The organism is Paracoccus acridae (assembly GCF_014642735.1).
Taxonomy (GTDB): Bacteria; Pseudomonadota; Alphaproteobacteria; order Rhodobacterales; family Rhodobacteraceae; genus Paracoccus; species Paracoccus acridae.
On record NZ_BMIV01000014.1, the window covers coordinates 24,196 to 37,800 of the forward strand.

Annotated in this window: 10 protein-coding genes and 2 pseudogenes; 4 read left to right on the forward strand and 8 right to left on the reverse strand. The window is 62.1% G+C overall.

Translation table 11 applies throughout. The annotated features are described in order from the left end of the window. Positions 1–100: 100 nt before the first annotated feature. Positions 101–1,165 (reverse strand): FUSC family protein, encoded by a 1,065-nt coding sequence (locus IEX25_RS15790; RefSeq protein ID WP_188716243.1) that lies wholly within the window; start codon positions 1,163–1,165, stop codon positions 101–103. A gap of 283 nt (positions 1,166–1,448) precedes the next feature. On the opposite strand from IEX25_RS15790, the gene IEX25_RS15795 reads away from it, so the two are divergent. From IEX25_RS15795 to IEX25_RS15810, 4 genes are all read left to right on the forward strand, one after another. Beyond that, positions 1,449–1,850, forward strand: a complete 402-nt coding sequence (locus IEX25_RS15795; protein ID WP_188716245.1) for a four-helix bundle copper-binding protein — start codon at positions 1,449–1,451, stop codon at positions 1,848–1,850. Between the two features lie 190 nt (positions 1,851–2,040). Continuing rightward, a complete protein-coding gene (locus IEX25_RS15800) occupies positions 2,041–2,457 on the forward strand; it encodes a DUF2238 domain-containing protein (RefSeq protein ID WP_188716247.1) in 417 nt (138 codons plus the stop codon). 308 nt (positions 2,458–2,765) lie between these two features. Continuing rightward, positions 2,766–3,242, forward strand: coding sequence for an MgtC/SapB family protein (locus IEX25_RS15805; protein ID WP_188716249.1), 477 nt, complete (start codon positions 2,766–2,768; stop codon positions 3,240–3,242). Between the two features lie 402 nt (positions 3,243–3,644). Beyond that, a complete protein-coding gene (locus IEX25_RS15810) occupies positions 3,645–5,321 on the forward strand; it encodes a chloride channel protein (protein ID WP_188716251.1) in 1,677 nt (558 codons plus the stop codon). A gap of 261 nt (positions 5,322–5,582) precedes the next feature. Here the strand turns inward: IEX25_RS15810 and istB are convergent. From istB to IEX25_RS15840, 7 genes and pseudogenes are all read right to left on the reverse strand, one after another. Beyond that, positions 5,583–6,147: pseudogene (istB, locus tag IEX25_RS15815) on the reverse strand (IS21-like element helper ATPase IstB). Positions 6,148–6,190: 43 nt separating this feature from the next. Continuing rightward, positions 6,191–7,723 (reverse strand): IS21 family transposase, encoded by a 1,533-nt coding sequence (gene istA, locus IEX25_RS15820; protein ID WP_188716252.1) that lies wholly within the window; start codon positions 7,721–7,723, stop codon positions 6,191–6,193. 107 nt (positions 7,724–7,830) lie between these two features. Further along, positions 7,831–8,187 carry an Hsp20 family protein gene (locus IEX25_RS15825; protein ID WP_188716254.1) on the reverse strand — a complete coding sequence of 119 codons (357 nt, stop codon included), beginning with the start codon at positions 8,185–8,187 and terminating at the stop codon, positions 7,831–7,833. 653 nt (positions 8,188–8,840) lie between these two features. After that, the gene (locus IEX25_RS15830) at positions 8,841–9,458 is read right to left on the reverse strand and encodes a DUF2231 domain-containing protein (protein WP_188716256.1); all 618 of its coding nucleotides are present in this window, start codon (positions 9,456–9,458) and stop codon (positions 8,841–8,843) included. Between the two features lie 395 nt (positions 9,459–9,853). Next, positions 9,854–9,967 (reverse strand): annotated as a pseudogene (locus IEX25_RS20690) (integrase core domain-containing protein); the annotation flags it as partial. A 217-nt stretch (positions 9,968–10,184) separates the two neighbouring features. Further along, positions 10,185–12,248 carry a TRAP transporter permease gene (locus IEX25_RS15835; protein WP_188716258.1) on the reverse strand — a complete coding sequence of 688 codons (2,064 nt, stop codon included), beginning with the start codon at positions 12,246–12,248 and terminating at the stop codon, positions 10,185–10,187. An 80-nt stretch (positions 12,249–12,328) separates the two neighbouring features. Next, positions 12,329–13,330 carry a TAXI family TRAP transporter solute-binding subunit gene (locus IEX25_RS15840; RefSeq protein WP_103174713.1) on the reverse strand — a complete coding sequence of 334 codons (1,002 nt, stop codon included), beginning with the start codon at positions 13,328–13,330 and terminating at the stop codon, positions 12,329–12,331. Positions 13,331–13,605 lie beyond the last annotated feature (275 nt).

The following is a 13,605-nucleotide window of genomic DNA, read 5'->3' on the forward strand; positions in this document are numbered from 1 at the left end:
CCCGGAAGTCTGCGGTTCCGAGGCGGGGCGGCATGGTGCTGTCGCTGAAGCCGTCGTGCGCTGGACCCAAGCCGCTTACGGCATGGGTCCGACACACCGGTTAAGCGCCGCCCCCAACCTTGAAAGGACGCTTTGCTTCAGCCGGATCAACTTGCCTTTTGCACAGACCAATTAGCTCGGCCAGCGCCTTGCGCACTTCATGAAGGCCAAAGGCCAGGGCCGTGCGGTTCTGATGCAGTTCTGATCGAGGGTCATCCTCTGCCAGCGCCGCCCTCAGCCTTCTCAGCGCTTCATCGATTTGTCGGGTCCGCTGTGCGGATCCTTCCTTTCCCTCGGCCAAGGTCCTCAGCATGTCACAGGTCTCACGGCGCAGGGTGCTAACCTCATCCTTCAAACCGCAGTTCTCCGAGACTGGCGCCACACTGGTCTCGGCGGCGCGGTCGAGGATGATGACCGAGTTGTAAAGCCGGCGAAGCGCATCAAGACGGCGCTGCATGTCCGCACAATCAACAAGCTTCACGGCGCCCAGGGCTTCCTGTGCCTGCTGGAGCGCCTTGTGATAATCCGAGACATGATCCGGCGGGGCCGCCTCCCGTCCCTTCTTCGTTGCAGCCTCGAGCGCATCATCAAGACGCGTTGCCGTGGCGCGCAGGGCGTTCCGGAAGTGCCCGTCGAACCGCGACTCCGCGCGATCTGGCCAGATCAGCAGCGAGACGATCACGCCTGTGGCCGCGCCCAGGCAGATCGCCAGGGCCCTCACGCCTGCCGTCTCCGGTGCTTCCGCCTCCGGAGCCAAGGCAATGGCGACCGCCGCCACGGCGCCGTAGGCCCAGTCCGGCCGCAGCCCCGCTATGCCGCCCACGACCAGCAGAGACAACGCAAGAGCCGCAGAGCTGCCCCAGATATCCGGAAGAAGCGTAACACAGCCAAGACTGATCAGGCTGCCGGTCACAGTGGCCTGCAGGCGTGTCCAAGCCGCACCCATCGTGCCGCCCACCGAAGGCTGGATGATCAATACCGCACTGAGGATGGCGAGAAAAGCTTCCTGCGAGTTCAGGCGGCTCATCAGGTGATACGTTACCAAGCCCGCGAGCGCCGATTGCAGAGCGCGGCGCAGCATGTCGCGGCCGCCCGCGCGAAACTGGGAAAGGATCTTTTCGAACAACGCTGCCTCGTCAACTGCCTGCCCTGTTCTCCAACAAACGGTGGGCCACCCGGAAGCACAAGGCTGCCCGCCGATTCCGTCATTTATGCGGTCCCCACAGTGCCAAGAGCCGCCAGAAGGCTCCAGCAGGCGCGCTTTTTTTCCTCGAGCCACGTGCGGGACACTCCGTGTGAACATTCACCGCCCTGGGGGCCGCTGCCGCCAAGGTTCGGAACATCCTTCTGCTCGGACTGTTGATTGCTCTATGGCGCTTGTGCGTCCCATGCATCCGAAGGAGAGCGACATGAACGTCCACCAGATGATCGCAAGTCACCCCCAGGTCCAAGGCAACACGGCAGAGGCCCTGTTGCGCTGCATCGAGGAATGCTACGGCTGCGCCCAGACCTGTACCTCTTGTGCCGACGCCTGCCTCGCCGAGGATATGGTTGACCATCTTCGGCAGTGCATCCGCCTCAACCTGGACTGCGCCGACGTCTGCGCCGCCGCGGGATCCACGGCGAGCCGGCGCACGGGCTCGAACGTTCCGGTGATCTGCGCGGTCCTCGAAGCTTGTGCCGTCGCTTGCGAGGCATGCGGCCGAGAATGCCAAGAGCATGCCGAAATGCACGAGCATTGCCGCATCTGCGCCGAGGCCTGCGTGCGCTGCGCGCAAGCCTGCCGCGACGCATTGGCCGATCTGCACTGACGTCCCGGCATGGAATGGTGGCATGACGGTTGACGGATGAAACAACCTGCCAGCCGTCATGCCAGCCACCGGTGACGGGGTTGTCGGGTCGGCACCTGAAACAACCTGCCCGACCAGTCAGACCCAATAATTGCATGATCGCGTTGAGCAATAAGGGCGCAACCGGCCCGCGCATATAGAAGGAGCGAGGATGGAAGCGACATCTCAGGGGCGCAAAATAGCCTGGAGCCTCGCGGTCTTGCTGCTTGCGGCCAATGTGGCGGGCTATGCCTTGAACCTTTATGCTGCGGCTTGGTGGTTCGACCGGGTGCTGCACGCGGCAACACTTTTCGCACTAACATTTTGGCTGGCGCTCTTGGTCTTCGCACCGGTCTTCCTGCCGGGCCGGACCTTACTTGCCGCCGCCTTGGTGACAAGCCTGGGGGTAGCCATTGGCGCTTGGTGGGAAGTGGCTGAGTGGGCCTTTGACCTGTTGTCACCGGGCAATGTCATCAAGGGCAAGAACGACACCATTATTGATATCGTCATGGACACATTCGGTGCTGCCCTTGCCGCGGCTCTGGCGCCGCATTACCTGCGCTCGGATCAGGAGCGTCCCGGCTCATAGTTGAGCAATCCATCTCTTCCAAGGCTGTCCAATCAAATCATCTTTCTAATGCTGTCGGTGCAATTCTTTGCGACGCGGAAATATGTCGTGAACGATGGCCAGGACAAACAACCAGTGCGCTGCGTATCTTTGGGGTGTAAGGCTAGATTGATGTCACGGCGACACTCCAAGGAAAAGCGACACCTCTCTGGGGCTGCGCCTTCTCTTACGGGTCGTGCCACGTCAGAAACAAGGCGCACTTGGTTCTTTGAGGATCCAGGAGAGTTTCTGCAAAGGAACTGGTCAATTTGAGGCGGCGTTCCGCTGTCATGGAAACCGACGCCTTCCATCCCGGTCACCTCACGTTTCTGGAGGCGCTCCTGCGCATGGGAGGGGCACTCGTCTTGTCGCTGAGCCTCGGCATTGAACGTTTCCTTAGGAAAAAACCAATTGATTTCCGCCCCTTCGTCATCATTTCTGTGGCCTCTTGCGCGCTTTCCATCGGCATTATCGAGCTAGCCTACGGCACGACGGACGGAACAATGTCTGTAGATCCGGGGAGAGTGCTCAGCGGCGTCATGAGCGGTATCGGCTTTATAGGGGCGGGCGCCCTGTTTCGCGAAGACAAGACCGTCTATGGAGCGGGTTCGGCAGCCTCTATATGGGCATCAGGAGCAATCGGGCTTATCTGTGGCCTGGGATTTCTTTGGCTATCTGGAATCCTTACCATCACGCTGTTGGCTGTGCTGCTCATCAGCCGCCCTTTTACCCAAGACTACACCATCAATATCAATGACGATGATTAGACTGATCGCTGCGGTTCCTACTGGCTGGCTACCTGGGAAAGAAGCCTGTTGGAGGCTCTTTGCCGGTTCAACGGGGTTGTCACCAATAAAATTCCAACCCTAGCGGCTGAGAACGAGGCTCAGTTCGAGCCAGCCTCGGGCTGCAGCGGTTTAACTCATCCCCAAGCTGGATCACCGCAGATCAGACGCCGAGTACAAGGTCGCACCCGATCGGTTCTCGGAGATCACAAGCGTCTTGCCGCGGGGCCGACGATACCCCACCTCATCAACAAAGATGATCTGCCCGGCAGCCGGCGGTGTGACTGCTTTGCCTCCCCGATGCGCTGACCGAAGATCAGGGTCCTTCTGGACCCCGCACAGGATTTGTGGTCGGCTGACAACGAACCTCGAGACGAGGATCCGATGTGCAACTTGTTCAGCGTCCGACCGTGGCACGCCCTCCAGCAGCGGACTCGCCGGATCTTGCGCATCGTGCGGGAGCGTGGCCCCAGCAAAGTGCAGTTCTGGCTGCTGGCGCTGCTGATCGGAATTGGGGCGGGTCTGGCCACCCTTGGCTTTCGGCTCGGCATCTCGCAGCTTCAGCATGCGGTTTATGGTGCGGACGACGTCACGCTGGCCAGTATTGCGGGTGGTTTGCCTTGGGCCTGGGTGCTGGTCGTGCCGGCTCTCGGCGGTCTCGCGGTCGGAATCATCCTGGATCGGTTCACCCCGGATGCTCGCGTTCGGGCCGTCTCGGACGTGATCGAAGGTGCGGCACTGGACGGAGGGCGGGTAGAGATCCGGGAGGGCTTGGCCTCGGCCGCAGCCTCGCTGATCACCCTTGGTACCGGCGGCAGTTCAGGACGTGAGGGACCCGTTGTACACCTGGCCGGAGTTGTTTCGACCGCCGTGGCCCAACGCATCAACGCAAGCCCGATGACCGGACGAGAGCTTCTGGGCTGTGCCGTCGCAGGCGCGGTCGCAGCGAGCTTCAACGCACCGATTGCTGGCGCCCTCTTCGCGCATGAGGTCGTGCTGCGCCACTTCGCAACCCGCGCCTTCGCCCCCATCGCCATCGCCGCCGTGGCAGGCACGGTCATCAACCGGCTGCAGTTCGGAGGACTGACCGAATACAGCCTGCCGATTGAACCAGACATGGCCCTTTATGCCGAGTTGCCCGCCTTTATGGTGCTTGGTCTTGTCTCCGCCCTGGTTGCAGCGGCTACCATGAGTGCAATCTTCCGTGCTGATCGGCTTGCCATCCGCTTCATGGCTCTGACCCGCTGGCCGCGTTGGTCTCTGCCCGCCCTGGCGGGACTGGCGCTTGGAATGATCGCAATCCCCTTCCCGCATATCATCGGCGTCGGCTACCAGACGACCGTCGCTGCCTTGTCGGGGCAGATCGGATTGACCGAAGCCATCCTCTTTGCCGCCGTCAAGGCATTGGCCGTGGCAATCACGCTTGGCGGCCGGATGGGCGGCGGTGTCTTCTCTCCGGCGTTGGTGATGGGCTCCCTGACCGGCCTTGCCTTTGGGATCATTGCCACCGCCCTCGTCCCCGGCCACTCGGGCAGCGTCCATGTCTATGCCTTCGCCGGAATGGCCGCCGTCGGAGCGGCGGTTCTGGGCGCACCCATCTCGACAGCCCTGATCGTGTTCGAGATGACGGGTGACTGGCAGACCGGCATTGCGGTGATGACCGCGGTATCGCTCAGTTCGGCCCTGGCCTCGCGCCTTGTGCGGCGCTCGTTTTTCCTGACCCAACTCGAGCAACGCGGCATCCGTCTTTCAAAGGGCCCCCAAGCCTGGCTGCCCCACCAGCTTCGTATCACGCCCGTCGTCCGCCTGCTGGAGGCTGACGATGCCCCGGCCGAGGATCTTGTCCGGGCACTGGCCGAAAAGGCTCCGATCCTGTCGCCCACCACCACTCTGGCCGAAGCCTTGCCCTTGTTCGAGCGCAGCGGCGTTGCCTTCCTGCCTGTCATGGCTTCTGACGGCCCGGACGCGCCGTCGCGCCTGATCGGCAGCGTGCATCACGTTGACGTCTTGCGCACCCTGAACCGAGCGCTGGAAGAGACGGCTGCGGAAGAACATGGCTGAGACGCCCTCGCCCGCTCTTCCCCGCGGCCCCGATCATTTGTTCTTCGCTGGTTCAGCTCCTACACTAGGCTGGATGGCGTCGTTCCTGCTGAACCGATAACGATGCCCGACATTCGGATGCCATTCCGAAACCTCCAGGATTTCTCGGCCGAAGGCAGTGGCTCTTTGGGAACTCTGAAAGGCACTGAGTGTTGATTTCCACCCAGAACTGAGCCGGCATTTCCATCGAGAAGTGAGCCACCTCTGAGTATGGATTTCGGCTCAGGTTAGGGTCAAGGCGTGATTGTTCTCCTTCTTCTGGCGCGCTGCGGCGGCTGAACTGGTCTTGAAGCGGAAGCTGTCGTTTCCGGTCTCCAGGATGTGGCAGCGGTGGGTAAGGCGGTCGAGCAATGCGGTGGTCATCTTGGCATCGCCGAACACTGTGGCCCATTCGCTGAAGCTGAGGTTGGTGGTGATGATGACGCTGGTGCGTTCGTAAAGCTTGCTCAGCAGATGGAAGAGCAGCGCCCCACCCGAGGCACTGAAGGGCAGGTATCCCAGCTCATCAAGGATCACGAGATCGAGGCGGGTCAGGCTGTCGGCAATCTGCCCGGCCTTTCCCTTGGCCTTTTCCTGTTCCAGGGCATTGACCAGTTCGATGGTGGAGAAGAAGCGGACCTTGCGGCGGTGATGCTCGATGGCCTGGACGCCGAGGGCGGTTGCGATGTGGGTCTTCCCCGTGCCCGGGCCGCCGATCAGGACGATGTTCTGGGCCCCGTCCATGAACTCGCAGCGGTGNCGCAGCCTGTTCTATCAAGTCGGTGACAGCCTGTGCCATGCCGTGCATCTTCAGGCTGCGAAGCATGATGACGATGGCACCGCTGGCGGGATCATGACGCATGACGGCCCCCTGCAACGGAGGTGCGCAGGCCGTCATAGCGCTCCACATTGGCCTTTGGCTCACGGCGCAGGGCCAGGGCCTGCGGGGTATCGAGGGGCGGCCCGCCAATGACCTTTCCATCGACCAACCGGTGCAAGAGGTTCAGCACATGGGTCTTGGTCGCCACGCCCTCGGCCAAGGCCAATTCCACCGCCGTCAGCACGGCCTGTTCGTCGTGCTGAAGAACCAGGGCGAGGATGTCGACCATCTCGCGATCACCGCCGGGTTTGCGCAGCATCTGCTCCTGCAACTGCCGGAAGGCAGGCGGGAACTCGGCAAAGGGCGCGCCATTGCGCAACGCCCCGGGCTTGCGCTGAAGAACAGCCAGGTAATGCCGCCAGTCATAGATCGTCCGCGGTGGCAGCTTGTGGCTGCGCTGGATGATGCGGCAATGTTCGCACAGGATGTTGCCCTCGGCCGCCACGACCAGCCGGTCTGGATAGATCCGCAGGCTGACAGGCCGGTTTGCGAATGACGCCGGCACGCTATAGCGATTGCGCTCGAAGCTGATCAGGCAGGTGGGCGAGACACGCTTGCTGAGTTCGATGAAGCCGTCGAAGGCGGGCGGCAACGGCATCAGCGCGGCCCGCTCTGCAGTCCAGACATCTGCGATCGTGCCCGGCAGCGTGCCGTGCGGGGTCTCTTGCCACACCTTCAGGCAGCGCTGTTCCAGCCAGGCGTTCATCATGGCAAGGTCGGGAAAGCCCGGCATCTCCTGCAGGATCTGGTGGCGGGAGTCCTGAACGTTCTTCTCGACCTGACCCTTCTCCCAGCCTGCGGCCGGATTGCAGAACTCCGGCTCGAAGACATAGTGATTGGCCATGGCCAGGAAGCGGAGGTTGACCTGCCGCTCCTTGCCCCGACCAACCCGGTCCACTGCGGTCTTCATGTTATCGTAGATGCCCCGCTCGGGCACGCCGCCGAACACACGGAACGCGTGCCAGTGGGCATCGAACAGCATCTCGTGGGTCTGGAGCGGGTAGGCGCGCAACAGGAAGGCCCGACTGTGAGACAGCTTGATATGCGCCATCTGAAGCTTGGTGCGCTCGTCGGCCAGATGCCCGTAGTCTTCGCTCCAGTCGAACTGGAAGGCTTCGCCCGGGCGAAAGGACAGCGGAACAAAGGTGCCGCGGCCCGTGGTCTGCTGTTCCCGCTGGCGATCTGTCCGCCAGTCCCGCGCAAAGGCCGCCACACGGTTGTAGGAGCCGGTAAAGCCCAGCTTGACCAAATCGGCATGCATCTGCTTCAGCGTCCGCCGCTGCTTGCGCGACTTGCCGACCTCCGTCTTCAACCAGCCGGCCAGCTTCTCAGCGAAAGGATCAAGCTTGCTCGGGCGATCCGGCGTGGCGAACTTCGGCTCGATCGTGCCCTCCGCCAAGTGCTTGGTAATTGTGTTGCGCGACAGGCCAGTGCGCCGCGCGATCTCGCGGACCGACAGCTTCTGCCGCAAGTGCATGCGTCGAATGATGTTCAAAAGTCCCATGTGGATCACTCCCGTTACCCCCGCCGCTCACCGCTTTGGGGAAAGGTTCACATGGCTCAATTCTCAGTGGAAATTACGCCCCTATCCGGCTCAGTTCTGGGTGGAAATCAACACAGGCCGTCAGCAAGGCTGGCGCCCACGACCTTCACATGATCGGCCAGTTCGAACCGCCGCTGGAAATCGCGCCCGGCAATGCCGCGATGCAGATACTGGCCGCCGTCCTCGCCAGTCTTCCTGCCGGACACCATCAGCATGTTCTGTTCCTGGGTGATGGTCAGATCGTCTTGGCTGAAGCCGGCTACCGCCATGGTAATGCGGTAGTCATTCTCGTCCAGCTTGGCGATGTCATAGGGCGGCCAGTTATCGATCGTCTCGACCCGGCTTGCCGCTTCGAGCGCGTGAAGCATTCGGTCGAAGCCGATGCTCGAGCGGAACAGGGGAGTGAAGTCGAAAGTGGTTCTCATAGCCACATCCTCCTTTGAGCAACATGGATACAAGGATTTCTGCCGCCGGACCTCAGCATCCGCCCGGCAGGCCGACCCCTTTTGGGCGTCTGGCAGAAGTCGATATAGTTCAGCAACTTAGCAGTTCAAGAGGGCGAAAACGTCAAACGATTGTGAGGCGGCCTCTCTCATGCCGCTGTCTGATCCATCGATTTCCAATTGCTGCTGCTTGGCAGTGCTGTAACAGGGACGCATGGGGAGCAGACGTATTGTCCGTTAGACCATGGTTCATCCCGACGGCTTGCTTGCCCTGAATGGCAGAACAATGTGCTCGTGAGCAGCCCTAGAAGATGGGTGGCTTTGCAATAGTGCCACCGGCGAACGGCAGTATCCGGATACGAACGGCACAAAGTCAGCAAATCTGACGCTGTCCGGCTGCGCCATGATGCCCACTTGGCGGTTGAAACTGCCGGATTCTATGGCTGAATATCAGCCGGAGCGGGTCAGGCTCCATAACGAGGTTTAGGCGGTGTGATCCGTACCTTTTTATCCTCACCCGGGCACCCGCGAAGTGAGTAGCGACTGGCTTTCGCTATCCTCAAGCGTTTTAACCTCGCCCTGATGGGCATCTCCGACAATGGCGAGGTCAGCGTTCCGGGAACAGAGGATGCCCCTCACTGCCCCGCTTTGGTCGGTGAGGGCACGCCCGGAGCGACGTTCTCCTCTCGCCGCAGGTGCGGGGCCATTTCGCCATGGGTGACGTCCTGCGCCGCATGAACTACGCCCTGCGCTACATCCTTCGTGGCGGTGCGGGCCGCCTCACCCAAGTTCCCGCGCTCCATCCGAGGCGAGCGCTCCGGGTCATAGCCCCCAGCCGCGCCCACACCCACGCCATGCCGGTAGACCATCTTGCCGCCCAAATATCCCGAGTAGGTCATCAGCGCCGCCCCGGCGAGACCTGCAAGGAGGTAGCCGGGCCCAGGCCGGTCCTGTCTCGATCTCAGGACGGCAAGCCCCGCTGACATGAGCAGAAGGCCCACGTTGAGGTTGCGGTGCGTGACCAGCATGTCATGCGCTTCCCCCTCAGCGCGGACCTCTTCCTGGGCCGCGAAGCCCGCCACCCCGGTTACAGCCATGCTGACCACAGCCAGCGGCATCAGGATCCGGCCGGTCTCCATGAGCGCTCGATTATCCGTTATGGCACCCACTGCGTCGGCTGCAATGGCCGTAGGCATCAGCGCCAGCGGGAAGTGGACGAGCATGGGGTGGATCTCGTGGGTGCGCATCGCCATGGGAGGTCTCCTGGTGAGGGGTTAGATTGTTCGGTACCGTGCCCCCTAAGCGGAGTGCGCGATGGTTCCGCCCTGTGCCATCCCTTCACGCCTGTCGTTGCGCCCGAGAGGACAAAGGCAGCCGAGCCAGCGGCTTGAGGTTTGCGCGCATGGGGTCAATCCTAGGTCCATACCCTCTATCGGCAACGCGAGGTCTTTTGGAAAGTTCCTTGTGGATTGGCAGTACGATACCAGCGTTGAATGCCTCTGGGTGGAAGGGTCTTCGCAGCCTAAGGAGGTGATGGTGGACGGAAGCAAAATCACCAGCTTCCGCATGGAGGCCGATTAGCCATTGCAGATCGCGGCCCGCAAGGAGCAAGGTATTGCCGCCGATTTTGATGTTCTGGATGATGCATTCAAAGCCACGCGGCCATTTTCAGCTTCATGGTAGGAGTGATCCCGCCGATGCCCTTGTTGGGACGTTGGTGGTTGTAGGTCCATAGCCATTCAGTGGCGATTTGCTGCACTTCGCCGCAAGGCGGCGTCTGGCTGACGGTGCGTCCCCGCCGCTGAGCAGCAGCATCTCGGAGGTATTCGTGAAGGCCCGAAGCCTGCGTGTGCGGGGAACAGAACGTGCTCGGCATCCACAGCAAAAACTACGATGAGAGCCATCGATCCCACGAATTCTACCGGACGCATCCACGCACCAGAGGGCAGGAAAGGCTGCCCCCTAGCGGGCTTGTCCTGTCAGGGTGCCAAGGCTGCGGGAGTGTCGCGCTTTCCCAGATACTGCCGTACCGTCACGGCGGCCAGGATCACGAAGCCCAAGGCAGTCGAAACCGGCTCGGGCGCGATCATCAGCAACGCCGCAATCGGCAGGGTGATCCGCTCGATCACCCATAGCGGTCCGAGCAGCCAGTTGGTGATCGCCGCCGACAGCGCAATGATGCCCAGGACCGCGCCGGTGAAGGCCAGCAGGAAATCGGGCAATGTGAAGGCTTGGGTGACGATCAGCAGCGAGGGCGAGAAGACGAAGACGAAGGGCACAAGGGCCTTGCCCATCGACAGTCGGAAGGCGGTGTTGCCCGCCTTGAAGCCGTTGGCCCCCGCGATCCCCGCCCCCGCATACGCGGCAAGCGCCACCGGCGGCGTCACGTCGGCCAGAACTCCGAAGTAGAAGACGAAAAAATGTGCCACAAGGGGTTCGACATTCATCATCCCCAGGACGGGCGCGGCTACGGCAACCATGATGATATAGTTGGCGGTCGTAGGCACGCCACAACCCATCAGGATGCAGACGACCGCCGTCATGATCAGGGTGAACAGCAGGGTCAGCGTATCGATGCCGAAAGGCTCGAACGGCAGGAAGGCCAGGAAGGCATGGAAGCTTGCAGCCGCATTGGCTGCGACCGAGGTCACCATGAAGGCGATCTTGAAGCCCACGCCCGTCAGCGTGACGATGCCGATGACGACCCCCACGAGGGCTGCGGCAGCGGTCACCGACAAGGACTGGCGTGCGCCGGACACGAAACCCTCGAAGATGCCGGCGGCGGTTTCCTTGATGCCACCCAGGACGCCGGAGGCCATGATCCGCTGGATCAGATAGACGGCCATGCAGGCGGCAATGGCCCAGAAGGCCGACAGGAAGGGCGTGCGGCCCGACATCAGCATCCAGACGAGCAGGATCAGCGGCGCGACCGACAGCCAGCCTTCGCGCAGGACCTTTCCGGCCTTGGGCAGTTCTTCTTTCGTCAGGCCGCGGATGCCCAGGCGCTTGGCTTCCAGGTGGACCTGCACCAGCACGCCGAAGAAATGCATGAAGGCGGGCACGATGGCTGCGATCAGGATGGTGCGCAGCGGGATGCCCAGGTATTCGACCATCAGGAAGGCCACCGCCCCCATCACCGGCGGCGTGATCTGCCCGCCGGTCGAGGACGCCGCCTCGACCGCGGCGGCGAAGTGGCGCTTGAAGCCGATCTTGATCATCGCCGGAATGGTCAGCGCGCCCGTGGTCACCGTGTTGGCGATGGACGAGCCGGAGATCGTGCCCAGCATGGCCGAGGACACGACCGAGACCTTGGCAGGCCCGCCCGAGAAACGCCCGGTCAGCGCGGTGGCCAGGTCGATGAACAACTGCCCCAACCCAATCTTCTGCGCCATCACCCCGAACAGGACGAAATGGAACACATAGGTGGCGATCACCCCAAGCGCGGTGCCATAGATCCCCTGCGAGGTCAGATACAGATGGTTTATGATCGTGTTCCAGTCTGCGCCGGGATGGACCAGAATGCCGGGCATCGACCGGCCCCAATAGGCATAAGCGATGAACAGCGCCGCGATCACCGGCAGGGGCCAACCCATCGACCGGCGCACGGCCTCCATCAGCGTGACCAGCAGCAGCGTGCCCATCACGATGTCCAACGTCAGAGGATTGCCGACGCGGAAGGCAAGCTGGTCATAAATCCAGGGCACATAGAAGGAACTGACCGCCCCGGCGGTGGCGAACAGCCAGTCATAGACCGGAATGCCCAGAATGGCGAAGCCTGTGGTCTTGTGGCGGCCTCTGTCGAAGGCCGCGAAGCTGAGAAAGATCACGAACAGCGACACGCCCATGTGCAGCCCGCGATGGGTGGTGGCGCGCGGGATGCCAAAGCCTGCTGTGTAGAAATGATAGACCGACAGCAGGAACAGGATGACCCCGGTCAGGATCGCCACCGGTCGCAGGACTGTGCGGAACCGGGCCTCGGGGTCGTATTCTTCCTCCAGCGCGCGCAGTTCGGCGTCGGTCAGTTGGCGTGCAGTTTCGTTCATTCGTCATTCCTGCGTTTCAGGGAACGGAAAAAGGACGCGGACCTGTGATCCGCGTCCTTTGAACCGGATCGGACCCGTGCTTACTGGAGCTTGCCCGCTTCCTTGTAGAACCGCTCGGCGCCGGGATGGAACGGGATGCCTGCGCCCTGCGTCGCGCTGTCCAGTGTGATCTGCTTGCCCTTGGCGTGGCCCGCTGCGAACAGCTTTTGCGTGTTCTCGTTATACAGCGCCTTGGTGATGCCGTAGATCAGTTCCTCGGACTGATCGGCCGAGGTGACAAGCTGCGCGCCGACCGAGATGGTGGGAACGTCCGCGTCCTGCCCGTCATAGGTGCCGGCGGGGAAGTTGTCGGTAGCGAAGAAGTTATAGGTTTCCAACAGTTTCTCGACCTCGGGACCGCTGATCGGGACCAGCTTCACGTCATGCTGGCTGGCCAGTTCCGCAATCGCGCCCGCCGGATAGCCACCCACGAAGAAGAAGGCGTCCATCGCACCGTCGCGCATCCGATCGGCCGCCTGATCGGGCTTGAGGTATTCCGCCGTCACGTCGGATTCGGACAGGCCATAGGCTTCCAAGATGATCTTGGCATCGACCAGCGTGCCGGATCCGGGTTCGTCCAGCGAAACGCGCTTGCCCTTCAGATCCGCCACGGACTCGATACCCGCATCGGCGCGCGTGACCAGATGGATGCTTTCGGGGTAAAGGTTCGCGATCAGCCGCAGCTTTTCAACCGCAGGCTGGCCTTCCCACAGCCCCGTGCCGGTCTGCGCCCAATAGGCCACGTCGGACTGGGTGAAGCCCGCCTCCAGCGCGCCGCCATTGATCGCGTTGACATTGCCCACCGATCCGTTCGAGGCCACGGCGGTCGCAACCAGGCCCGGCACGCCGCAGGATCCGCCATCTTCGCAGGCCCGTGATCCAGGCGGGTTCGAGATCGCGTTCGCGATCAGCCCGCCAATCGGGTAATAGGTGCCTGCGGTGCCGCCGGTGCCGATGCGAAAGAACGACATGTCCTGCGCAGAGGCGGCCTGACCCATCGAGGCTGCAATTGCGAATGCTGCAAACAGTGCTTTGATTTTCATATCCCTACCTGGTTTATTGCGACTTCAAGAACACGTTAGCACAGGATGCGGCGGTCACAACCATTCGGCACGCTCGTCACCAAGGCGCTTTGCTGACCTTGGCCTGTAAGGGAGCTCAAAGGTTGTTCAGCAGCACCGTCCGTTCGCCGAAGGCAAATTCTGGCATCTCGCGCAGTTGGCGGATGACGCCATCCATGCAGGTCAGCATGGACTCTGTCTTATGTTCCTGGACGGCGGCGTTGGTAGCTTTGGGCATCCCATCTGCCTACCTGAAC

Bases quoted from the DNA above. Each gene is read 5' to 3' on its own strand.
- IEX25_RS15795 (WP_188716245.1), top strand. From the start codon at position 1,449: ATGAACGTCCACCAGATGATCGCAAGTCACCCCCAGGTCCAAGGCAAC.
- IEX25_RS15800 (WP_188716247.1), top strand. From the start codon at position 2,041: ATGGAAGCGACATCTCAGGGGCGCAAAATAGCCTGGAGCCTCGCGGTC.
- IEX25_RS15805 (WP_188716249.1), top strand. From the start codon at position 2,766: ATGGAAACCGACGCCTTCCATCCCGGTCACCTCACGTTTCTGGAGGCG.
- IEX25_RS15810 (WP_188716251.1), top strand. From the start codon at position 3,645: ATGTGCAACTTGTTCAGCGTCCGACCGTGGCACGCCCTCCAGCAGCGG.
- istA (WP_188716252.1), bottom strand. From the start codon at position 7,723: ATGGGACTTTTGAACATCATTCGACGCATGCACTTGCGGCAGAAGCTG.
- IEX25_RS15825 (WP_188716254.1), bottom strand. From the start codon at position 8,187: ATGAGAACCACTTTCGACTTCACTCCCCTGTTCCGCTCGAGCATCGGC.
- IEX25_RS15830 (WP_188716256.1), bottom strand. From the start codon at position 9,458: ATGGCGATGCGCACCCACGAGATCCACCCCATGCTCGTCCACTTCCCG.
- IEX25_RS15835 (WP_188716258.1), bottom strand. From the start codon at position 12,248: ATGAACGAAACTGCACGCCAACTGACCGACGCCGAACTGCGCGCGCTG.
- IEX25_RS15840 (WP_103174713.1), bottom strand. From the start codon at position 13,330: ATGAAAATCAAAGCACTGTTTGCAGCATTCGCAATTGCAGCCTCGATG.